Source organism: Hyphomonas chukchiensis, assembly GCF_000682695.1.
GTDB classification, from domain to species: domain Bacteria; phylum Pseudomonadota; class Alphaproteobacteria; order Caulobacterales; family Hyphomonadaceae; genus Hyphomonas; species Hyphomonas chukchiensis.
Map to the genome: position 1 here is coordinate 162111 of NZ_AWFG01000030.1, position 19056 is coordinate 181166.

The 19056-nt window shown below is 62.8% G+C and carries 27 protein-coding genes and 1 riboswitch; of the genes, 11 read left to right on the forward strand and 16 right to left on the reverse strand.

Annotated features, from left to right (window positions below):
* Positions 1-9 precede the first annotated feature (9 nt).
* The 5 genes from HY30_RS11225 to HY30_RS11245 form a co-directional block, all read right to left on the reverse strand.
* Entirely contained in the window at positions 10-408 is a 399-nt protein-coding gene (locus HY30_RS11225; RefSeq protein ID WP_034740251.1) for a hypothetical protein, read from the reverse strand.
* A 138-nt stretch (positions 409-546) separates the two neighbouring features.
* On the reverse strand, positions 547-2442 hold the full coding sequence (thiC, locus tag HY30_RS11230; protein ID WP_034740254.1) for a phosphomethylpyrimidine synthase ThiC: 1896 nt from the start codon (positions 2440-2442) through the stop codon (positions 547-549).
* Positions 2439-2861: a DUF1801 domain-containing protein gene (locus tag HY30_RS11235; RefSeq protein ID WP_034740257.1), complete on the reverse strand. Its 423-nt coding sequence runs from the start codon at positions 2859-2861 to the stop codon at positions 2439-2441. The genes thiC and HY30_RS11235 overlap by 4 nt, the downstream gene beginning before the upstream one ends.
* On the reverse strand, positions 2858-3244 hold the full coding sequence (locus tag HY30_RS11240; RefSeq protein WP_034740259.1) for an MmcQ/YjbR family DNA-binding protein: 387 nt from the start codon (positions 3242-3244) through the stop codon (positions 2858-2860). Before HY30_RS11240 ends, HY30_RS11235 begins: the two co-directional genes overlap by 4 nt.
* Positions 3240-3338: riboswitch (TPP riboswitch) on the reverse strand. It overlaps the preceding gene by 5 nt.
* Positions 3339-3428: 90 nt before the next feature.
* A complete protein-coding gene (locus tag HY30_RS11245) occupies positions 3429-4187 on the reverse strand; it encodes an SDR family oxidoreductase (RefSeq protein WP_034740260.1) in 759 nt (252 codons plus the stop codon).
* A 108-nt stretch (positions 4188-4295) separates the two neighbouring features.
* On the opposite strand from HY30_RS11245, the gene HY30_RS11250 reads away from it, so the two are divergent.
* Positions 4296-4721: a winged helix-turn-helix transcriptional regulator gene (locus HY30_RS11250; protein WP_034740261.1), complete on the forward strand. Its 426-nt coding sequence runs from the start codon at positions 4296-4298 to the stop codon at positions 4719-4721.
* Positions 4722-4730: 9 nt separating this feature from the next.
* Here the strand turns inward: HY30_RS11250 and HY30_RS11255 are convergent, their stop codons facing one another.
* The 6 genes from HY30_RS11255 to HY30_RS11280 form a co-directional block, all read right to left on the reverse strand.
* Positions 4731-5771: a hypothetical protein gene (locus HY30_RS11255; RefSeq protein WP_034740262.1), complete on the reverse strand. Its 1041-nt coding sequence runs from the start codon at positions 5769-5771 to the stop codon at positions 4731-4733.
* Positions 5761-6621, reverse strand: a complete 861-nt coding sequence (locus HY30_RS11260) for a hypothetical protein (protein ID WP_034740263.1) — start codon at positions 6619-6621, stop codon at positions 5761-5763. The genes HY30_RS11255 and HY30_RS11260 overlap by 11 nt, the downstream gene beginning before the upstream one ends.
* Positions 6622-6707: 86 nt before the next feature.
* Positions 6708-7064: an ArsC/Spx/MgsR family protein gene (locus HY30_RS11265; protein WP_034740513.1), complete on the reverse strand. Its 357-nt coding sequence runs from the start codon at positions 7062-7064 to the stop codon at positions 6708-6710.
* Between the two features lie 100 nt (positions 7065-7164).
* A complete protein-coding gene (locus HY30_RS11270; protein ID WP_034740264.1) occupies positions 7165-7566 on the reverse strand; it encodes a hypothetical protein in 402 nt (133 codons plus the stop codon).
* 6 nt (positions 7567-7572) lie between these two features.
* Positions 7573-7953: a DUF2065 family protein gene (locus HY30_RS11275; protein ID WP_034740265.1), complete on the reverse strand. Its 381-nt coding sequence runs from the start codon at positions 7951-7953 to the stop codon at positions 7573-7575.
* A gap of 59 nt (positions 7954-8012) precedes the next feature.
* Positions 8013-8789 carry a phosphodiester glycosidase family protein gene (locus tag HY30_RS11280; RefSeq protein WP_051615357.1) on the reverse strand — a complete coding sequence of 259 codons (777 nt, stop codon included), beginning with the start codon at positions 8787-8789 and terminating at the stop codon, positions 8013-8015.
* A 159-nt stretch (positions 8790-8948) separates the two neighbouring features.
* Here HY30_RS11280 and HY30_RS11285 point away from each other — a divergent pair, with 159 nt between their 5' ends.
* Positions 8949-9128 carry a hypothetical protein gene (locus HY30_RS11285; RefSeq protein ID WP_034740517.1) on the forward strand — a complete coding sequence of 60 codons (180 nt, stop codon included), beginning with the start codon at positions 8949-8951 and terminating at the stop codon, positions 9126-9128.
* A gap of 47 nt (positions 9129-9175) precedes the next feature.
* Positions 9176-10447: a serine hydrolase domain-containing protein gene (locus tag HY30_RS11290; protein ID WP_034740519.1), complete on the forward strand. Its 1272-nt coding sequence runs from the start codon at positions 9176-9178 to the stop codon at positions 10445-10447.
* On the opposite strand, the gene rlmN is transcribed toward HY30_RS11290, so the two are convergent.
* Positions 10448-11617, reverse strand: a complete 1170-nt coding sequence (gene rlmN / locus HY30_RS11295; protein WP_034740266.1) for a dual-specificity RNA methyltransferase RlmN — start codon at positions 11615-11617, stop codon at positions 10448-10450.
* Between the two features lie 183 nt (positions 11618-11800).
* Here rlmN and HY30_RS20595 point away from each other — a divergent pair, with 183 nt between their 5' ends.
* Together HY30_RS20595 and HY30_RS11305 are read left to right on the forward strand one after the other, a co-directional pair.
* Entirely contained in the window at positions 11801-12436 is a 636-nt protein-coding gene (locus tag HY30_RS20595; RefSeq protein ID WP_164473929.1) for a YiaD family glycine zipper/OmpA-like lipoprotein, read from the forward strand.
* 112 nt (positions 12437-12548) lie between these two features.
* Positions 12549-13193 carry a 1-acyl-sn-glycerol-3-phosphate acyltransferase gene (locus HY30_RS11305; protein ID WP_155839311.1) on the forward strand — a complete coding sequence of 215 codons (645 nt, stop codon included), beginning with the start codon at positions 12549-12551 and terminating at the stop codon, positions 13191-13193.
* Here HY30_RS11305 and HY30_RS11310 read toward each other — a convergent pair whose 3' ends face one another.
* On the reverse strand, positions 13194-13709 hold the full coding sequence (locus HY30_RS11310) for an invasion associated locus B family protein (RefSeq protein WP_051615363.1): 516 nt from the start codon (positions 13707-13709) through the stop codon (positions 13194-13196).
* A gap of 234 nt (positions 13710-13943) precedes the next feature.
* On the opposite strand from HY30_RS11310, the gene HY30_RS11315 reads away from it, so the two are divergent.
* Both HY30_RS11315 and HY30_RS19340 read left to right on the forward strand, forming a co-directional pair.
* Positions 13944-14465 carry a sigma-70 family RNA polymerase sigma factor gene (locus tag HY30_RS11315; RefSeq protein WP_051615392.1) on the forward strand — a complete coding sequence of 174 codons (522 nt, stop codon included), beginning with the start codon at positions 13944-13946 and terminating at the stop codon, positions 14463-14465.
* A gap of 30 nt (positions 14466-14495) precedes the next feature.
* Entirely contained in the window at positions 14496-15152 is a 657-nt protein-coding gene (locus HY30_RS19340; RefSeq protein WP_051615364.1) for a cupin domain-containing protein, read from the forward strand.
* Here the strand turns inward: HY30_RS19340 and HY30_RS11325 are convergent, their stop codons facing one another.
* The 3 genes from HY30_RS11325 to HY30_RS11335 are packed head-to-tail and all read right to left on the reverse strand — an operon-like array spanning position 15153 to position 16856.
* Positions 15153-15665, reverse strand: a complete 513-nt coding sequence (locus HY30_RS11325; protein WP_034740273.1) for an RNA methyltransferase — start codon at positions 15663-15665, stop codon at positions 15153-15155.
* A 1-nt stretch (position 15666) separates the two neighbouring features.
* Positions 15667-15987, reverse strand: coding sequence for a hypothetical protein (locus HY30_RS11330; protein WP_162176938.1), 321 nt, complete (start codon positions 15985-15987; stop codon positions 15667-15669).
* Positions 15984-16856 carry an isoaspartyl peptidase/L-asparaginase family protein gene (locus HY30_RS11335; protein WP_034740278.1) on the reverse strand — a complete coding sequence of 291 codons (873 nt, stop codon included), beginning with the start codon at positions 16854-16856 and terminating at the stop codon, positions 15984-15986. The genes HY30_RS11330 and HY30_RS11335 overlap by 4 nt, the downstream gene beginning before the upstream one ends.
* 90 nt (positions 16857-16946) lie before the next feature.
* On the opposite strand from HY30_RS11335, the gene HY30_RS11340 reads away from it, so the two are divergent.
* Genes HY30_RS11340 through HY30_RS11355 form a run of 4 tightly spaced genes read left to right on the forward strand, consistent with a single transcriptional unit; the run spans position 16947 to position 19040 of the window.
* Positions 16947-17939 carry an NADPH:quinone oxidoreductase family protein gene (locus HY30_RS11340; protein ID WP_034740281.1) on the forward strand — a complete coding sequence of 331 codons (993 nt, stop codon included), beginning with the start codon at positions 16947-16949 and terminating at the stop codon, positions 17937-17939.
* Positions 17940-18341: a DUF1801 domain-containing protein gene (locus HY30_RS11345; RefSeq protein WP_051615365.1), complete on the forward strand. Its 402-nt coding sequence runs from the start codon at positions 17940-17942 to the stop codon at positions 18339-18341.
* A gap of 56 nt (positions 18342-18397) precedes the next feature.
* The gene (locus tag HY30_RS11350; protein WP_051615366.1) at positions 18398-18691 is read left to right on the forward strand and encodes a PilZ domain-containing protein; all 294 of its coding nucleotides are present in this window, start codon (positions 18398-18400) and stop codon (positions 18689-18691) included.
* A 49-nt stretch (positions 18692-18740) separates the two neighbouring features.
* Complete coding sequence (locus HY30_RS11355) at positions 18741-19040, forward strand: PilZ domain-containing protein (protein ID WP_034740283.1); 300 nt, start codon at positions 18741-18743, stop codon at positions 19038-19040.
* Positions 19041-19056 lie beyond the last annotated feature (16 nt).

The window sequence follows — 19056 nt, forward strand, 5'->3', positions numbered from 1 at the left end:
ATTTCCCTCTCAACGTTCATTGTTATCAGTTGGGTCGAATCCTGCTTCTAATTCTTCCATATTTCTCATGCTGCGTGATCTGAAGGCAACTTCGTCAATTCGCGCAGTAATCGCTTCATCGGAAAGCGCTTCGTCCACCCGCTTTTGTGCCGCTTCTTCAGCTTTCTCTCGTAGCTCGCGAAATGTGTAGAAAGCTACGAAACCGATCAGAATGGCTAAGGCGCCAAGAATTACGGTCACTGCCGTAAGCAAAACGCTCACGAATGACAAATAAGTAGGTAAGCTAAGCTCGGGCTCTCGGTCTGTTCCTGCAACGCCATCAACAATATCGACCACGCCCAATTGGAATAGGAGGAAACAGACCACTGCGCCTCCAATAAACACTGCCAAATAGCCTGCGACTTTCAACTTCGCCGCTCCGTAGTCGTATTGAGGAAATATATGTTCACTAAACGTTCCTGGCAAGGTTCTTTATTTTGAATTAGCCCGCCAATTCGGTTAAGCAAACATTAATCAACATTTATAAGCGGGCTGGAGCTTACCCTGTTATTCAATCGGCTCCCGCACCTCACCGCTCTCCGACAGATAAATCTCGCCGCCCTTGTCCATGAACTCTTTTGACTTCTCGGCCATGCCGGCGCGGGCGGCGGCGGCTTGTTTTTCGAGGTCGGCGCGTTCGTTGTCGGAGAGGCCGGCGGTGTAGTCGCGGACCTCTTGGGTAATCTTCATGCTGCAGAATTTCGGGCCGCACATGGAGCAGAAGTGGGCGACCTTGTGGGCCTCCTTGGGGAGGGTCTGGTCGTGGAAGTCGCGGGCGGTTTCGGGGTCCAGTGCCAGGTTGAACTGGTCTTCCCAGCGGAAATCGAAGCGGGCGCGGGAGACGGCATCGTCGCGCAAATGGGCGGTCGGGTGGCCCTTGGCGAGGTCTGCCGCGTGGGCGGCGAGCTTGTAGGTGATGACGCCGACCTTGACGTCGTCGCGGTCTGGCAGGCCGAGATGCTCCTTGGGCGTCACATAGCAGAGCATGGCCGTGCCGAACCAGCCGATCATCGCGGCGCCGATGCCGGACGTGATATGGTCATAGCCGGGGGCGATGTCGGTCGTGAGGGGGCCGAGCGTGTAGAAGGGCGCCTCGCCGCATTCGCGCAGCTGCTTGTCCATGTTGACCTTGATCTTGTGCATCGGCACGTGGCCGGGCCCTTCGATCATGACCTGGCAGCCCTTGGCCCAGGCGACTTTCGTCAGCTCACCGAGGGTTTCGAGTTCGGCGAACTGGGCGGCGTCGTTGGCGTCGGCCGTGGCGCCGGGGCGCAGGCCATCGCCGAGGGAGAAGGAGACGTCATACTTGCGCATGATGTCGCAGATTTCCTCGAAGTGGGTGTAGAGGAAGCTCTCCTTGTGGTGGGCGAGCATCCATTTCGCCATGATCGAGCCGCCGCGCGAGACGATGCCGGTGACGCGGTTGGCGGTGAGGTGGATATAGGCGAGGCGGACGCCGGCGTGGATGGTGAAATAGTCGACGCCCTGTTCGGCCTGTTCGATCAGCGTGTCGCGATAGATTTCCCAGGTGAGGTTCTCGGCGACGCCGTCGACCTTTTCCAGCGCCTGGTAGATCGGCACGGTGCCGATGGGGACGGGGGAGTTGCGCAGGATCCATTCGCGGGTGTTGTGGATGTTGCGGCCTGTCGAGAGGTCCATCACATTGTCGGCGCCCCAGCGGATGGCCCAGACCATCTTGTCGACTTCTTCCTCAACAGATGAGGTGACGGCCGAGTTGCCGATATTGGCATTGATCTTGACGAGGAAATTGCGGCCGATGATCTGCGGTTCCAGCTCGGCATGGTTGATGTTGCAGGGGATGATGGCGCGGCCTGATGCGATCTCGTCACGGACGAATTCCGGCGTGATGAATTCGGGGATATGGGCGCCGAAGGACTGGCCGTCGGCAATGGTGGCGGCGGCGTCTTCATGGGCCTGCGCGCGGCCCATGTTTTCGCGGGTGGCGACGTAGACCATTTCCTTGGTGATCACGCCGGCTTTTGCGAATTCGTATTGCGTGACCTTGTGGCCATCGAGCCCACGCAGCGGGCGGTGGCGGACGGGGAATTCGCGGGCGAGATATTTGCCATTGGCGCCGCCATTGTCTTCCGGCTTCACATGGCGGCCTTCGTATTCCTCAACGCCGCCGCGTTCGAGCACCCAGTCGCGCCGGTCGCGGGCGAGGCCTTTTTCCACGTCGATGGTGACCGACGGGTCGGTATAGGGGCCGGAGGTGTCGTAGACGGCGACGGGCGGCTCGTTGGCGCTGGGGTGGAGGTCAATCTCGCGGTGCGGGACGGCAAGGTCCGGCAGCGGATGGGAATAGACCTTGCGGCTGGCGGGCAGCGGGCCCGTGGTGACCTTGGGGGTTTCGAAGGCGGACTGGTCGGCGGGCTTGTTCATTTGGCTGGCTTTCTTGCGTGATAGGTGAGGGCCATTGCGATGCAATGGGCGAGTTCGGCGCGCGGCAGCGGCGCGGTGATGTCGAGGTCGATTGCGCGCGTGCCGGAGAAGGCGAGCTTATCGGCGTAGCGTTCGCGCCAGTCGTTCACGAGCGTGGTGGAGCAATGGACGAGGAGCTGGGCCGTGTTCGGCGCGGCGGGTTTCCAGCCGAGGCGGATCGTGGTGCCGCTTTTGGTGGCAGCGGTGAGATAGGCGGGCTCGCCCCATTTCAGGGTTTCGGTAAGCGGGCCGACGCCTTGTGTTTCCTGCGCGGTGGTGAGGATAAGGCCGCGCAGCTGGAGGAGGTAGGCGCGCGCGGGCGGCGGGAAGGCGTCAAAGGCGGCTTCCACAGTCGGCGCGGCGAGGGCGGCTTTGCTCATGACGGAAACCCTTTCGGGACGGCGGGCGAGAGGCCGAGTTCCTTCTGGAGTTTCTTTGTGAGGCCGGCGGCGACGAGCAGGTAGCTGTCGCGGAGATAGGTGAGGAGTTCGGCGTCGGACATGGTCTCGGCACTGGTGCGCTGGATCCATTTCATGCCGCGCGAGGCCATGTAGGGCGCGCCGCGGCAGCCGGGCTGATCCTTCAAGATGTGGAAGGCAATGGGCGTGACCTTGAAGGAGACCTCGGCGATCTCGCCGTCGGCATCATTGGCAATGGCGTAGACCTTGCCGCCGATCTTCCAGACATGCGCGTCGCCCCACTGGCGGACATAGGTCGAGTGGGAGAGGGATTGGCAATGCGCTGTGAACTCGTCGAGCGTCAAGTCTGTCCTCCGTCCCTCGCGCCGGTATGAGCCGGATCAGGTTCAAAGGGTAACTCTCAGCCCGCGACCATCGCGGACACCCCTCGGATACGGTGACAATAGGATTTATTGCGGCATTTGCAAAGGGGAAGAGGACTGCCGCTGGCGAGGCTGTATCCCGCCAGCGGCTGAAGGCGTACCGGGCTCAGCCCTGATAGCTGTCGTTCAGCATCTTGAAGGTCTGGTCGAAGCGGCCTTCGCGTTCGGCGCTCCGCAGCATTTTGGCGCGTTCGACGGCGACTTCATCGGGTGTGTCCTCGATGCTGAAGCTTTCCATTGTCTCGGCGATGAAATCCTTCAGGGGCATGTAGACTTCGCGGGTGGACTGGCCGGGGGTCAGGTCGGTCCGCACGCCGGGCGGGGCAAGTTCGATCATCTCGACATTCGTATCCTGCAGGAGGTAGCGCAGCGATTGCGTCCAGGCGTGCATGGCGGCCTTGGAGGCGCTGTAGGCAGGCGTATGCGCCAGCGGCACGAAGGCGAGGCCCGAGGTGACGTTGACGACGCGGGCGACGGGCTGGGCGCGCAGGTGGGTTATCAGGGCCGCGGTCAGGCGCATCGGGCCGAGGACATTCGTGGTGATCGTGTTCTCGGTGATCGTGAGGTCGACCGGATCGGCCAGCCAGTCTTCCTTGGCCATGATACCGGCATTGTTGAACAGCGTGTTCAGGGCAGGGAAGTCTTTCACCAGCTCTGCGGCGAAGCGGGCAATGTCTTCGGCATTGGTCACATCCAGCGTGCGGGCGTGCATGCCGTCGCGATCCTTGATGGTCTCATTGAGGCTGGCAGATGTGCGGCCGGCGACGATGACCGTGTTGCCGAGGGCGTGGAGTTCGCGGGCAAGCTCGCGGCCAATGCCGGACCCGCCGCCTGTTATCAGGATCGTGTTGCCTGTGGTTTTCATCGCATGTCTCCTTGTGTTCAGCGGTGTTGAGCTGAAGATAGGCGTGTGCTCTCTTTACGTAAGAAGGCACCTGAAAGAATTATACTTACCAAAAAGAGAGTATGCGCCATGGCTGGCATTTCATCATTCACACGGGAGCAGATTGCCGAGGCCGAGCATCATCTCGATACGCCCTCGCCGGAAACGGACCCCAAGGTCGACCGGCTGGTCAACGAGCTGATCGGGCGCGTGGCCGACAAGTGGACCATGCTGATCCTGGAAGAGCTGAACGAAAAGGGCGTGATGCGCTTTTCCGAGATCGGGCGCGCCATCGAGGGGATCAGCCAGAAGATGCTGACGCAGACCCTGCGCCTGATGGAACGCGACGGACTGGTGACGCGGACGGTCTATCCGGTTGTGCCGCCCAAGGTGGAGTATCGGCTGACGGCACTGGGCGAGAGCCTCGGCGCGGCCTTTTGCGGCGTCTGGGTGTGGGCCGAGCGCTACCTTGAGGAGATCGAGGCGTCGCGTGAGGCTTTTGACACGCGGGATTAGGCGCGGCCTCTATTCCATTGATCCGTTCAGCCGCTTGGGCATGTTTTGCCACATCGCCGCTTCGTCATATTTCTTGTCAGAGGCGTTGACCACGCCGGGGGCCGTGTCGAAAAAGCTTGAGAGATAAGGTTGCATCTTATCGACCAGCGGGCGGGCCTTTGCGTCGAGTTCGATCTTCTTCTGCTGCTTTATGGCGTCGCTGAAGATCGGGTCTGCAATGGCGGGGATGGACCAGTAATAGCCGCCATTGCCGGAGTTCATGCTCTCCATGAAATTATGCTTCCAGCCGGTCAGGTAATCGATTTCCTGGCCGTAGAGGCGGATGAAATAGAAATCGAGATCGCGCCTGTGGTCGGGGCAGGCCTCGCGCAGGGCAGTGAGGCGTGTTTCGGCGAGGCTGAAGAGCGGTTCGCCATATTTGTGTTTCACCGACATGTTCCAAAGGGCCGCTTCGCTTTCGAGGCGGAAGGCGGCGTGATCGGAATAGGGGCAGATGCCGAGTGGCTCGCCCGATACGGCCGGGTGAATACGGCCTGATCCGGCCATGGCGGCGAGATAGGGGAGCGCCGTTCCTGTCAGCACCGCAGAGGCCGTATTGTAACCGTAATACTTGGCTTCGCTGCCATCGGCCTGTTTGAGTACGATGGTTTCCTGGTCGGAGCGCCAAGCATAATCATTCTGCCTGATCGCGGTCAGCATGAGCGTGACATAGCGTTCCAGCACGTCCAGATCGCGCGTGGTGTTCACGGCAGCGCTCATCAGCGTGGCGGCAATCGCCTGGGCGTCGGGCCGGTCGGGGCAGGTCGCGATCGCCCATTCAGCCAAGGCGACAATCGGAACGGGATCGCTCTGCGTGCCCTGCCGGATGGCGGTTTCCATGTCGTAGAGGCGTTGCTCTGCGTCGGCCGGGCAGGCGCTGTCGGGCGCGGCATGCGCGGAGGGGAGGCAGGTCGCAAGGGCAGCGAGGCCGAGCGAGAAGAGTGTGCGGGCAAAGGGGAGGGGCATGAGAGATTCCGTATTGGCGGCGGGACGTGCGCGATCAGTTGTCATCGACAAGAGCTTTCATGGCCGCAATGTCGACCGGCACGGTGAGTTTCCAGTCTGCGAGGGGCGGTTCAAGCCCGGCATAGGTCATGAAGTCTTCGAGTTCGGTCAGGGCATGCCCCGCCAGTTCGACAGCCTTTTCATCATGGGTCATCGTTTGCTGCTCTGTGGCGGCATGCGCATAAAGCTCACCGAGTTCGTAAGTCAGCCGGGGGCGCAAGAAATCGCAGGCTTCGCGTAAGGCCCGCAGGCGATTGGTCGCAAAGGTGACCTCCCCGTCCCAGCGGTTCTCAGCCGCATCGCGAAGGGCCTTCGCTTCTTTCAGCGCGCGATCCTCTGCACTTGGCGGGAAAGGGCACTCTGCGAGCGGCGCGCCCGTGAACATCGGGTGGACGGTCCCGGCATCTGCTAGCGTCAGCAATTGGGGCAGGATCGACTTGTAATAATAGTCGGTGACCGCGCTGTAGGTATCGACCTGGCTCGCGCTGCCATCGGGGAGGGTAATCGTCACGCTCGGAATCTCGACTCGCCAGGCGCGGCCATTGTTGATCACGGCTTCATAGGCCTTGGAGAGGGCAACCAGCTGGGATTCACCTGGCGGGAATGCTTTTGCCACCGCATCAAGCAGCGGAACGGCGAGGCCATTCACGTCAGTCCGGTCGGCGCAGCGGTCGACCGCTGCCGCGGCGTACTGAAATACTTTGACCGTATCGTGTTCGAGGCCGCTCTTAACCTGGTAGCCGAGATTATAGAGGTTCTGCTCGGTCCGGGGCGGGCAGGCGGCGCCTTCTTCGGCGCTGGCCGGGGCATGTGTGACAAGTGCGAACAGGGCGGCAGCAAGGGCGAAACGAAGCATGGGTCATGGCTCTCCTTGTCGCCTTCCTAGCGAAGGGGCAGGGCTACGTCATGACCCCTGGAGGGGATGGCGCGCCGTGCGCAGCCTTAGTTCTTCAGGGCCTGCTCCGTGCCGCTGGTCCAGCCGACGAGGATGTCGGCGCCGGTGTCGATGACGGGGCGCTTGATCAGGGTGGGGTGCTCGATGAGGAGCGCGGCGGCGCCGTCGCCGAGCGCCTGCGCCTGCTGGTCGGTGGTAAGGCTGCGCCATGTGGTGGAGCGGCGGTTGACGAGGGCCTCGGCGCCCACGGCTTTCAGCCAGGCGGGCACGCGGTCGGGCAGGTCTGCCTCGGCGCGGATATCGACGAAGGCGACCTCATGGTCAGCGGCGGTCAGCGCCTGCATGGCCTTCTTGCACGTGTCGCAATTCTTCAGGCCGTAAAGCGTCAGGGGCGGATTGGACATGTGGCGCGTCTTTCTGTGCATATTTGAGGGACGAAAAGAGGTGAATTCCGGAAGCAATGCAAGGGTGAGGGCGTGGGGCATCATGCGGCGCCCGCTGCGATCAGCGCCCGCCGGCAGCCGCAGCCATGGCGCCCGCTTTCATGATGGCCAGGGTCTTGAAACTGCTGCTGGCATCAGTGAATTCGTTCGAGACGATTTTTCCGTCGGGGTTGAGCCTGACGCGCCCCTTGACCCAATACGCGGCGCCATCCGATCCGGTAAAGGAAAGCGTGCCCTCGCCTTGATGGCCGTCATCGGCGGCGAAACATGTGTTCAGCTCGAATTGCTTGTTGCTTTTCATCCAGACGACGGCGCTCGATTCCGCCTCAAGCCGGGATTCCAGCGCGCTTTTGATCGTTGATGCGTTCCGGTCGCTGCATGGAGCTTCGCCCGCCGCCTGAAGCGACATGGCAAGGACGCCAAGCAGCAGCGCCATGTTTTTCGTGAAGTGTGTGATCGTCATGGGGCCCTATATGGTGCCGAGGACGGTGATCACCAAACCAAAGGCCATGGTGACGAGGCCGAAGCCGCGCACATGGTCGTCCTCCGGCATCATCCAGCGGCCCAGCGCGAAGATCAGCTTTGGCCAGGCGAGGAGGAGCAGGCTTTCCACCACCATGATGGCGGCGATGAACGTGCTGATGCCCTGCGTCACGGTGCTGAAACCGTCGGTGAAGGCGAGCACGCCCGCGCCGAGGAAGAACATGAAGGCGCCGGTGACGTAAGCCACTTCCGGGCTGTTCTCGAAGGCGGCGAGGAGGCGGCCCGCGCGGGCAGGCTCAATCACCATGCCGGCCCCGGCGGCGAGGGCATAGATTCCAAAGATGACGCAAACCGTGTCGGCAATCATGGCGCAGGCTCCTGCTATGGCGCCAGCGTAGCATAGGTCTGGCGCAGGGCCGAATTGTGTCAGGGCGCGTCGGTGACGACGGCGACGATGGGGCCGAGGTCGAGGCCGGGTTCGTCGCGCTGGAGGTCGGCCGCGTAGAGGCGCGAGACGACGCCGTCGAGGTAGAGCGCATTGGGCGTGCCGAGCTGGTCGCGGAAGAGGCGGGCGAAGCTGTGGAAGTTCACGGGCGTGTCGCTGATGGCAAAGTAGAGCGTCTTTCCATCGGCGCTGAGGCCGACGCCATTGCGGCGCTTCCGGCTGGGGCCGTTCTCGTTGAAGTCCGGATGCAGCTTGCCACCCAGCACCAGCATCGGCCCGGACTGGGAGGCATAGCGCGGCGGGGCCTCGGCGAATTGCGCGGCATAGGCAGTGGTTTCTGTAACGCCTGCGGCGCCGTCGTCGATCCAGAAGACGCCATTCGGCAGCATGCCGAAATTGCCGGGCCCGGCGGATTTGACCAGCGGTGCCTGCTGGACGCCGTCCTCGACATAGAGGCCGACGGCGCGGCGGTCTTCATGATACATGCCGCCATTCATGGCGAAGGCGAGGGCGTATCCATCTGACTGGAGGGCATCGCGCAGCCGGTCGAACTGGGCATAGGGCGCGCCGTCCGGATGGGTGAGGAAGAGGCGGATGTCGGTTGTGGCGACGTCATAGGCGCAGACCGTATAGGGCGCGGCATCGAACGTGACCGGGTTGCAGGCATGCGCGGGCGGTGGCTTGCAGGCGGCAAGCAGGGTCAGCGCGAGGGCGCCAAGGAGGATTCCGAGGGGATTGCGGGGGTATTCATGGACCATTCCGGGACGCTAGCGGGCGTTCATGGCAAATTCCAGACAGGCAAAGCGCAGAATCTGTGGGGCACCTGGTTACGGGGAAGGGTCGCGCTGGCGGGCGGGGTGGGCTAGGCTGCGGCCAGCCCCGCCCCAATGGTGCGGCCCTGCCAGAAGGAGGCCGCCATGACCGAGAAATTCGAACGCCACCGCCAGCCATGGACACCGGACGAGGTGCAGAAACTGCACACGCTGGCCAAGAAGGGCATGGGGCTCAAAGCCATCAGCAAGGCGATGACGCGCAGCGAGGAATCGATCCACACGCGGGCGAAGCTCGACAAGCTGAAGATTGCGAAACTGCGCTAGGCGGGGGCGGATTGACGGCGACCTTCGGAAATGGTCGCAATGATCGCATGAGACGGATCCTCGGAGTCATTGTTGCTGTCGTGGTTGCGCTAGGGCTTTGGGCCGCACTGGTGGCTGTGGGGGCGCGGGAGGGCTGGTGGCGGCCGAGTGTGGCGGCGCGGGGAGATGCGGTTGCCTTCCTCGCTTGGGCCGAGGGCCGGTATGCGGCGGAGTCCGAGGGAAATATCGCTATCGCCTTGCTTGAGGGCGGGCAGGCGTCGGACAGCTGGTTTGCCTCGCATGGGCGGCCGGTGGACGCGGAGTCCCTGTTTCAGGTCGCGTCGCTGAGCAAATGGCTGACGGCGTGGGGCGTGATGACGCTGGTTGAGGACGGGCGCGTTGACCTTGATGCGCCGGTCTCGCGCTATCTGACACGCTGGCAATTGCCGGAGGGCGCGTTCGACAATGATCAGGTGACGGTGCGGCGCCTGCTCAGCCACAGCGCGGGCCTGACGGACGGGCTCGGCTTTCTCGGCTTCGGGCCGGAGGCGGACTTGCCGTCGATTGTGGATGAACTGAGCGACCCGCTGGACGCCTATCCCGGCCGGAGCGGGGTGGTGCGCGTCGGGGCGCGCGCGGACGGGACATGGCGCTATTCGGGCGGCGGGTATCTCATCCTGCAGCTGGTCATCGAAGAGGTGTCGGGCGAGGCGTTCAATGATTACATGCGCCGCGCCGTGTTTGCGCCGCTGGGGATGAGTGCGTCAACATTTGTTGATCCCGATACGGAGCATCTTGCGGAGATATTTGCGGCGGATGGATCAGAGGCGGTGCATTACAGGTTCACCGCCACGGGGGCGGCGTCGCTCTATACATCGGCGGCAGACATGACGCGCTTTCTGGAGGCGCAGGTGGCCGCGCCCGGCGCGGCGCCGGGGCGCGGCGTGCTGAGCGCGGAGACGCTCGAAGCGATGCGTGCGCCTGAAGCCTATGTCTATGGCCTGCCCGTCTGGGGCCTTGGCGAATCCCTCTATGCGCCGAACGGGGCGGGGGGCTTTGTCATCGGCCATGATGGCAGCAACTTCCCGGCCATCAACACGACCGCGCGCCTCGTCCCGGCAACGGGCAATGGCCTGATCGTGCTGTCGTCGGGCAATGCCACGCTGGCCAGCGAGATCGGCGGCGAATGGCTTCACTGGCAGACGGGCAAGGTGGGGCTTGATACGATCGTGCTGTTTGACCTGCGCCGTATCCTGATCGTGTTTGCGTCAGGGGCGCTGGTGATTATCGCGGGCGGTGTTGCGTTCGTATGGTTCGGGCGGCGGCGCGTGAGGGCGTGATCAAGCCTCTGGCGAGGCGGCGGCTTCCAGGGCTTCGCGGCGTTTTTCGGCGGCGGATTTCTTGACGCTTTCGGAGCGGAGCTGGCCGCAGGCGGCGTCGATGTCGCGGCCGCGCGGGGTGCGGATGGGGGAGGCGTAGCCGGCCCGGTTCACGATCTCGGCGAAGGCCTCGATGGTTTCCCAGTCGGAGCATTCATAGGGGCTGCCCGGCCAGGGGTTGAACGGGATCAGGTTGATCTTGGCGGGCACGCCCTTCAGCAGACGGACAAGGTCGCGCGCTTCGGCCTGCGTGTCGTTGATGCCTTTCAGCATGACATATTCGAACGTGACGCGGCGCGAGTTGCCGCTGCCCGGATAGGCGCGGATCGCCTCGAACAGCATTTGCAGGTCGTACTTGCGGTTGATCGGCACGAGCTCGTTGCGCAGGGCGTCATTGGTGGCGTGCAGCGAGATGGCGAGCATGGCATTGGTGCGTTCGCCCAGCTCGGGAATCTTCGGGGCAACGCCGGCGGTGGAGACCGTAATGCGGCGCCGGCCGATGGAAATGCCGTCGCCGTCAGAGATCGTGTCGATGGCGGCAGCGACGTTATCCAGATTATAGAGCGGCTCGCCCATGCCCATGAAGACGATATTGGTCAGGTTGCGCGCCTCGATGGAGGAGGGCCATTCATTGAGGGCGTCGCGGGCAATCATGACCTGCGCGGTGATTTCCTGCGCGGTGAGATTGCGCACGAGGGCTTGCGTGCCGGTATGGCAGAAGGTGCAGTTCAGCGTGCACCCGACCTGTGAGGAGACGCAGAGCGCTCCGCCATCCATGCCGACGCTGGGAATGTAGACGCTCTCGCCTTCGACGCCCGGGGCAAAGCGCGCCAGCCATTTTTGGGTGCCATCCTTCGAGACCTGATGATCGGCGATCTCGGGCCGGTCCAGCGTGAAGCGCGCGGCGAGTTCAGCGCGCAGCTCCTTGCCGATATCGGTCATGCCCTCGAAGCTGGTGGCGCCGAAATACTGGCTCCAGCGGGAGATCTGCTTGGCCCGCATGGAGGCCTTCTTGGGGTCGAGCCCCATGGCCTCAAGCTCTGCCTTCAGCGCAGGCAGGGGCATTCCGGCCAGGGAACGGGAACCCTGAGGTTGGTCAGGCTTGCGAGAGAGATCGAGTGTGATTGTCATGAAATCGCGCTATAGCATGGGCTGACCGGCGCAGAAACCGTCGGCGGCAGGGCATTATGGACGGAAGTTAATGTGGCAGCCTTTAATTTGCCACACGCGCAACCGAAAGCCCGGTCCACGCGTATTGAACGCTTATCAACGGGGCTGAGTTAAAAAACCCTGCCCGCAATTTGGAGGATCTCCATGAGACATCTCATTCTTGGCGCAGTCGCGCTCGCCCTTATCCCTACAGCCTGTGAAACCGGCCCAAGCAACCGCGTGCTTATAGGTTCCGGCGCTGGCGCCATTGCAGGTGCAGGCCTTGGCACGCTGGCAGGCGGTGATGACGGCCGCAACGCCGCCATCGGCGCTGTTGTCGGCGCGATCGCTGGCGGCGCAGCTGGCGCGTACATGGACAAGCAGGAGCGCGAACTGCGCGCTGCAACGGCCGGTACCGGCATCGAAGTGGCCCGTAATGGCGACCAGATTGCCCTGACCATGCCATCGAACGTGACGTTCAACGTGAACAGCGCAGAAATCCTGCCGGGCTTCTACCAGTCGCTCAACGACGTTTCGAACACGATCGTCAACTATCCTTCGACGGCTGTCGACATTGTTGGCCATGCCAGCTCCGATGGTGACGATGCCTATAACCAGGCCCTGTCCGAGCGCCGCGCCAATTCGGTGAAATCCTACCTGATCAACAAGGGCGTGACCCCGGTTCGCCTTCAGGCCTATGGCATGGGTGAAACCCAGCCGATCGCCGACAACTCGACCGAAGCTGGCCGCCGTGCCAACCGTCGCGTCGAGATCATCCTGACGCCGATCACCGAAAGCTGATTGGCGGCCTGAACAGGCCAGCCATGCAGAACGCCCGTCAGCTTCGCGCTGGCGGGCGTTTTCTTTTTTGGCCCATGAGCCCAAATTCGCGCTGGCCAAGGCAGGGCGAAACATGAAACGTGGCGCGATGCTGGCACCTGCCACCCCTCCGGAACCCGGCCCTCGGCTGGGGCGGCCCTCGGCCTATCGCGGTTTCGGCTCCGAAATCGTCCATCATTTGTGCGGGCTCTACCTGCGCCTTGCGGGCTGGCGATTGCTGGATGACTGGCCTGTGGACCCGAAAATGGTGATCCTGGCCGCGCCGCACACATCCAACTGGGATGGCGTCAACATGCTGGCGGTGGCGGGCTGGTATCGCGTGAAGCTCAGCTATATGGGCAAGAAATCGCTGACGACGGGGCCGTTTGGCTGGCTGGTGAAGCGGACGGGTTGCATTCCCATCGAGCGGGGCCAGTCGACCGACATTGTCGGCCAGATGCGGGCGGCCTTTGCCTCAGCCGACAGCCTGTTCCTGGCCGTCGCGCCGGAAGGCACGCGCAAGCGCAATACCGAATGGAAGAGCGGCTATTACCATATCGCGCATTCGGCCGGCGTTCCGCTGCTGATGTCGGTGCTGGATTATGGCACGCGCACGGTACGCCTGGCCGGGCCGCTGCAGACGAGCGGCGACTTTGCGGCAGACCTGCCGGCTATCCTCGCGCCCTACAGCACTGCAAAGGGCCTCAATGCCGACCAGTTCGCCCTGCCGGATGCGTGACTAGCGGCACATGGCGGCGGCCTTGTCGATGGCGGCAGCCGAGCCCTTCAGCGAGAAGTGATAGGCGACCTGCGTATTGCGCTCGGACACGGCTTCGACTCGCAATTCGGAGCCCTTCTTGAGGGCGTCGACGATGCGCTTGTCGTCGGCATCGCTGGCGAAAGCCTCCTGCCCGACAGAGAAAAGCGACCATGAGGAACGTCCCACGCTGGCTTTCCCGCCGGAACTTTCGCGCAGTTTGAAGCCGACCTTGAGGCTTGGCTGGTTGCGCGCACGGCCGGACTTCCAGTTCGTGACATAGTACCAGACTTCACCATGATCGGCCGAGGCGGGCGCCTTGTCCGTGGCGGGCGTCGCGGCATAACACACTGTTTCGCCACCATTTGTGTCGCTGAAAACGGACCAGTCATTGTACCGGCCGATGGCCGTCGGCTGGGCCCAGGCGTTCGGGATCATTGTACCTGCCAGGAGCGTGAAAATCGCAATCAGTTTGCGTCGCCTAATAAAATATTGCATGTTGTATACATAACCCTTCTGGCACACTTAAGGTTTATTCTTATGGCATCAGAGTTAAGGCCAAACTACGACGGTTTCGAGCTGCTTCCCACAGGGCCTGTTTCGGGTTTGCAAGGTTGCGTGCAATCGGGCACGAGTCGATACTATCCGGCTGTTGGAACAAAGAGACTCAAAGTGAATGATGCCTCTGACCGAAAGGTCGACCTGGAGCAGCGCGAGCGTCATGCTGATTGCATGGTCAAGATTGCGTCTGACCAATGCCGGGAGTCATTTGCCGAGCTGTTTGCCTTCTATGCGCCCCGCCTGAAAAGCTACATGCAGCGCCTCGGGGCCGCGGAATCGGAAGCCGAGGAACTGGTGCAGGAAGTGATGGTCACTGTCTGGCGCAAGGCAGGCCTGTATGATCGCCAGCAGGCCTCCGTCTCGACATGGATCTTTCGCGTGGCCCGCAATCGCCGCATCGACGCGCAACGCCGCACGACCCGGCCGGAGCTGGAGCCGGACGAGCCGATGCTTCAGCCCGCTGCCGCCGAACAGCCCGATGCCGCCGTGGCCCGTGGCCAGATGGAGGAAAAGGTGCGTGCCGCCATGGCCAACCTGCCCGAGGAACAGCTGGTCTTGTTGCAGGCAGCCTTTTATGATGGTCTCTCACATTCAGAGATCGCAGAGGCCTATGGCATTCCACTGGGCACAGTCAAAAGCCGTATACGTCTTGCCTTTGCCAAGATGCGGGGGGGCCTTGATGACGCCGAATAGATTGTCCCTCCTGGCGCACGGAGCTGCCTGATGACCGAGACAGGGTCCCACTATAGCGAACTCTATGCGGCCTATGCGGCCGGCACGCTTGATCCAGGCTTCGCGCTGCTGGTCGAGACGCAAGGCGCGTTGCGCCGGGATGTGCGCGATGCCGTGGCGATCAGCGAAGCGGCCGCTGGTGTATTTCTGGAAGCGGAAGAGGGCGTGCCGATGGCGGCGGGCGCGCTGGACCGTGTCTTTGCGGCCATTGATGCGGCCGGGACGGCCGACATTTCGCGCGCCGACGCTGCGACAACAGAGATCAATGAAATAGAGCGCTTGCCGGAGCCGGTGGCGAAGCTTGCGCGCGAGGCCCATGCGCGGAGCGGCTGGAAACGGCCGGCGCGGGGCATCAGCCGGCTGGACCTAAATATTGGCAGCGACGCGCAGGTGGAACTCTACCGCATCCAGCCCGGCGCCGCTGTGCCCCGGCACACGCATGGCGCGAAGGAATACACGCTTGTCCTGGCTGGCGGCTACAGCGATGCCACGGGCAGCTATGGGCCTGGCGACCTCGCCGTGAAGGGCCCCGAGGACACGCACCTGCCCGTCGGCGACGAGGGAGAGGTCTGCTATGCGCTGATCATCCATGGCGGCCTGCGCCTGACGGGTGCAATGGGAATCGTGCAGCGCCTGCTGGGGCTCTGATCAGCCGCGCCCGTGATCGGCGGGCCTGCCGTCGCCGCCAAGGCCTCCCGGCATAATCGGCCGGGGTGCGTAACCGCCCATCGAGAGGTGGCGGTCATACATGACAAGCGCGCCTGCCAGGCTGACATTGATGCAGAACTTGGTCGGGATTTTCACGACATGGGCGCAGCGGGCGAGGATTTCGTCCGACAGGTTGCCCTTTTCGGGGCCGAGAATGTAGGCGGCCTGCGGCGGGTGGCGGAAGGTCGGCAGCATGACGGCGTCATCGGTCAGTTCAATGCCGACGAGCTGGCAGCCGCGGGGCATCTGCATCTCGTCGACCGAGTCCCATTGGTAATAGGGGATCTGGCCCGCCGATTTCGATGTGTCGGCCTGATAGGCGTCGCGCAGGCGATGCTCGGCATCGATCGAGAACACGTAGCTCGCGCCGAAGGCATTGGCCGTGCGCATCAGGGCGCCGAGATTCATCGGTTTCGAGATGCGTTCCGAGCCGATCGAGAAATAACCGCGCATGTCAGATCACTCCAAGGGCAACCCGTCCGATGATCAGGAGCAGCAGGATCAGGACGGGGGCAATGAGGGATGCGCGCCGGGCAAGGCGCAGGTGGGAGAGGGGATTGGGGTAGGTCTTGGCCAGGTGGATGGCGGCCTCGCTGGCCTGGGCAGGGCTCGCCGCCTCGACCACGGCGAGGCGGTATTCGACGGCCGTTGGCAGGCCACCAAACTTTGCGGCGAGTGCGCGGCGCAGCGCGACCGAAATGATCATCCGCATCTGTGCGGCCAGGGCAAAGGCGAAAACGGCCAGTCCCAACAATATCCAGAAAACAATCATCACAGGAAAGTCGCGACCTCGAACCGGCCATTGGAATCGGCCATGGCGCGCTTCATGCCGCCGGAATTGAAGAAGGCCGCCATCTCGCCATCGGCCGAGACGCCGATCATGCCGCCTTCGCCGCCGAGGCGTTTGACGTCGTCCAGCGCGCCCTGCACGGCAGGCACAAGCGTGTCGCCGCCATAGCGGATGCGGGCCGAGACGTCTGCGGCGGCATTGGCGCGGATGAAATATTCGCCGAGGCCCGTGCAGGAAATTGCGCAGCGCTCGTCGGCCCAGGTGCCGGCGCCGATGACCGGCGTATCGCCGAGGCGGCCGGGCGTCTTGTTCATGACACCGGCGGTGGATGTGGCGGCGGCCATGTCGCCGTAGCTATCAAGCGCGACGGCGCCGACGGTGCCGATTTCAGGGGCACCGACCTGACGGGTGCGCTCATCCACGGGGGCATAATAGGCGCCGGGATCCTTGACCGCGGCAAGACCGGCGGCATCGGCAAGGTGGCGGGCACTTTCGCCCACGATGAGGACATTCGGTGTCCGGTCCATGACCATGCGGGCGGCAGCGATGGGGCTGCGCACGCCCTGCAGCGCGCCGACAGCGCCGGCATTGCGCGTGCGGCCGTCCATGATGGCGGCGTCGAGTTCATAATCGCCGTTCAGGTTTGGCGCGGCGCCCTTGCCGGCAAGGTAGAGGCCGGAGGCCTCCATCGCAGCGACCATGGCCTCAACCACGTCCACGGCGGCCTCGCCATCGGCGAGACGCTTGCCGCCATCCTTCAGCAGGGAGGCAAGGTGTTTTTCCTGCGCAGAGTAATCCTGGCCGAAAATCGGCCCGGCACCGCCATGCAGGACGAGCGCCCATTTGGTCGTCATGTCGGACATCTCCCTTACGTCACACTTGGATTATGCCAGCCACACCGCTACCGTCTGGCAACAGAAACAACAAGGTAAGGAAGCCAGAACATGAAGGCTGTACTGTCGAAAGAAGTGGGTGGCCCCGAAAAACTCGTGATCGAGGATGTGGCAATGCCGGAAGCTGGCAAGAACCAGGTCCTGATCGAGGTGAAGGCCTGCGGCGTGAACTTTCCCGATGTGCTGATCATCCAGGACATGTACCAGTTCAAGCCACCGCGCCCGTTCAGCCCCGGCGGCGAGATTGCCGGCGTGGTCAAGGCGGTCGGCGAGGGCGTGACCCATGTGAAAGCGGGTGACCGCGTGCTGGCTTCATGCGGAAATGGCGGCATGGCCGAATATGTCGTCGCCTCGGCGCACGGTACGATGGCCATTCCGGACGGCATGCCGTTCGAGGAAGCGGCTGCTTTCCTGATGACCTATGGCACCAGCTATTATGCCCTGAAGGACCGGGCCGACCCGAAAAAGGGCGAGAGCCTGCTTGTGCTGGGCGCGGCTGGCGGCGTCGGCATTGCAGCGGTCGAGCTTGGCAAGGCCATGGGCCTGACCGTGATCGCCGCCTGCTCGACGCAGGAAAAGGTGGATTTCTGCCTCTCCAAGGGCGCCGACAAGGGCATCGTCTATCCCACCGGCGATCTTGACCGCGCGCAGCAGAAACAGCTCTCCGACGATATCAAGGAAGCGGGCGGCGGCGGCGTGGACATCATCTATGACGCGGTCGGCGGCGACTATGCCGAGCCAAGCGTGCGGGCGATGAACTGGGAAGGGCGTTATCTCGTGATCGGCTTCCCGGCCGGTATCCCGAAAATCCCGCTGAACCTGACCCTGCTGAAAAGCTGCGACATTCGCGGCGTGTTCTGGGGTGCTGCCGTGGCCCGCGATCCGAAAGCCCATGCGCAGAACTGCGCCGAGATGTTCAAGCTTTATGCCGACGGCAAGATCCGCCCGCACGTCTCGAACACCTATCCGCTCGAAAAATCGGCTGACGCGATCCGCGAGCTGATGGACCGCAAGGCGATGGGCAAGGTCGTGGTAACCATGTAAATGGCCAAATCTCCTGCGCAGACGCCTGACGGGTTCATGGAAGCATTGGACCACCCACGGAAGGCGGAGGCGCAGGCTTTGCGCGATATCGTCAGGGCTTCAGGCCCCCACCTCGTCGAATCGCTGAAATGGAATGCGCCGAGCTATGCACTCGGCGCTGACCATCTCCTGACCTTCAATTTCGCCGACAAGAAAAGCGTGCGGCTGATCTTCCATTGCGGCACGCGCCGCAAGGAGACCGTCGGCGCGCCGCCCTTCATGGAGGATACGACAGACCTTCTGGAATGGGCGTCTGACATTCGCGCCATAGCCACTTTCCGCAATGCGGACGACCTGGTGCATGCCGGGCCCCTGCTGCCCGGCCTTATCGGCGAGTGGATCACGGCCTCACGGGCGGGCTAGAACCTGGCGACTGCTGGAGATTTGGAACGGATGGGTGTGGCCCGCATAGTCCATATATGATTCAGTCCTCACCACCTCCGCCAGATACAAACGACAACAAGCGTGCCACAGACCGCCAGCGGACGCTAAAAGCGGGCCGCATCGAGGTGAATGGACACGCAAGCACGTTCGATGTCACCATCCGCGACATGTCAGAGAAAGGCGCACGCCTCATTCTAAAGGCTGTCTGGATTGCGCCTGAACAATTCGACCTGCTGGTGCTGAACCCGAACACGGGCAAGAGTGACCGCCATGCTTGTCGGAGGGCCTGGCAGAAGGGCACACTTATCGGAGTCCGCTTTACGGACTGAGGTGCGTATCGCGCTTGATCCGGTTCGAATTTAGTGTCGTATATTAATTATGATACAAAAAAGCGTCTCCAACGATGATGTGAAACCGCGCGCACCTCGTCAGAGGACGCTGAAATCCGGACGTATTGCCATCAACGAGATGACCAGCACGTTCGAAGTGCTGATCCGCGATATGTCGGACACTGGCGCGCGGCTGGTCATGTCGGATGTCTACCTTTTGCCGAAACATTTCGAGCTTATCGTCCTCAACCCGAATACGGGGCGACCATCGCATACGCCGTGTGAGCTGGTTTGGCAGAAGGCCCTGATCGTTGGCGTGAAATTCGTCCGCGGTGAGGTAGCGGCCTGAACCGAGCCTGACGAGC

Excerpts from the sequence above, each read along its gene's own strand:
- HY30_RS11325 (WP_034740273.1), bottom strand. The coding sequence starts at position 15,665 with ATGCGCGGTTATTTCTCGATCGGCTCGGAACGCATCTCGAAACCGATG.
- HY30_RS11350 (WP_051615366.1), top strand. The coding sequence starts at position 18,398 with ATGATTCAGTCCTCACCACCTCCGCCAGATACAAACGACAACAAGCGT.
- HY30_RS11310 (WP_051615363.1), bottom strand. The coding sequence starts at position 13,709 with ATGCAATATTTTATTAGGCGACGCAAACTGATTGCGATTTTCACGCTC.
- HY30_RS11315 (WP_051615392.1), top strand. The coding sequence starts at position 13,944 with ATGGTCAAGATTGCGTCTGACCAATGCCGGGAGTCATTTGCCGAGCTG.
- HY30_RS11285 (WP_034740517.1), top strand. The coding sequence starts at position 8,949 with ATGACCGAGAAATTCGAACGCCACCGCCAGCCATGGACACCGGACGAG.
- HY30_RS11280 (WP_051615357.1), bottom strand. The coding sequence starts at position 8,789 with ATGGTCCATGAATACCCCCGCAATCCCCTCGGAATCCTCCTTGGCGCC.
- HY30_RS11270 (WP_034740264.1), bottom strand. The coding sequence starts at position 7,566 with ATGACGATCACACACTTCACGAAAAACATGGCGCTGCTGCTTGGCGTC.
- HY30_RS11305 (WP_155839311.1), top strand. The coding sequence starts at position 12,549 with ATGAAACGTGGCGCGATGCTGGCACCTGCCACCCCTCCGGAACCCGGC.
- HY30_RS20595 (WP_164473929.1), top strand. The coding sequence starts at position 11,801 with ATGAGACATCTCATTCTTGGCGCAGTCGCGCTCGCCCTTATCCCTACA.
- HY30_RS11260 (WP_034740263.1), bottom strand. The coding sequence starts at position 6,621 with ATGCTTCGTTTCGCCCTTGCTGCCGCCCTGTTCGCACTTGTCACACAT.
- HY30_RS11250 (WP_034740261.1), top strand. The coding sequence starts at position 4,296 with ATGGCTGGCATTTCATCATTCACACGGGAGCAGATTGCCGAGGCCGAG.
- HY30_RS11355 (WP_034740283.1), top strand. The coding sequence starts at position 18,741 with ATGATACAAAAAAGCGTCTCCAACGATGATGTGAAACCGCGCGCACCT.
- HY30_RS11275 (WP_034740265.1), bottom strand. The coding sequence starts at position 7,953 with ATGATTGCCGACACGGTTTGCGTCATCTTTGGAATCTATGCCCTCGCC.
- thiC (WP_034740254.1), bottom strand. The coding sequence starts at position 2,442 with ATGAACAAGCCCGCCGACCAGTCCGCCTTCGAAACCCCCAAGGTCACC.
- HY30_RS11255 (WP_034740262.1), bottom strand. The coding sequence starts at position 5,771 with ATGACAACTGATCGCGCACGTCCCGCCGCCAATACGGAATCTCTCATG.
- HY30_RS11265 (WP_034740513.1), bottom strand. The coding sequence starts at position 7,064 with ATGTCCAATCCGCCCCTGACGCTTTACGGCCTGAAGAATTGCGACACG.
- HY30_RS19340 (WP_051615364.1), top strand. The coding sequence starts at position 14,496 with ATGACCGAGACAGGGTCCCACTATAGCGAACTCTATGCGGCCTATGCG.
- rlmN (WP_034740266.1), bottom strand. The coding sequence starts at position 11,617 with ATGACAATCACACTCGATCTCTCTCGCAAGCCTGACCAACCTCAGGGT.
- HY30_RS11345 (WP_051615365.1), top strand. The coding sequence starts at position 17,940 with ATGGCCAAATCTCCTGCGCAGACGCCTGACGGGTTCATGGAAGCATTG.
- HY30_RS11335 (WP_034740278.1), bottom strand. The coding sequence starts at position 16,856 with ATGACGACCAAATGGGCGCTCGTCCTGCATGGCGGTGCCGGGCCGATT.
- HY30_RS11245 (WP_034740260.1), bottom strand. The coding sequence starts at position 4,187 with ATGAAAACCACAGGCAACACGATCCTGATAACAGGCGGCGGGTCCGGC.
- HY30_RS11290 (WP_034740519.1), top strand. The coding sequence starts at position 9,176 with ATGAGACGGATCCTCGGAGTCATTGTTGCTGTCGTGGTTGCGCTAGGG.
- HY30_RS11235 (WP_034740257.1), bottom strand. The coding sequence starts at position 2,861 with ATGAGCAAAGCCGCCCTCGCCGCGCCGACTGTGGAAGCCGCCTTTGAC.
- HY30_RS11340 (WP_034740281.1), top strand. The coding sequence starts at position 16,947 with ATGAAGGCTGTACTGTCGAAAGAAGTGGGTGGCCCCGAAAAACTCGTG.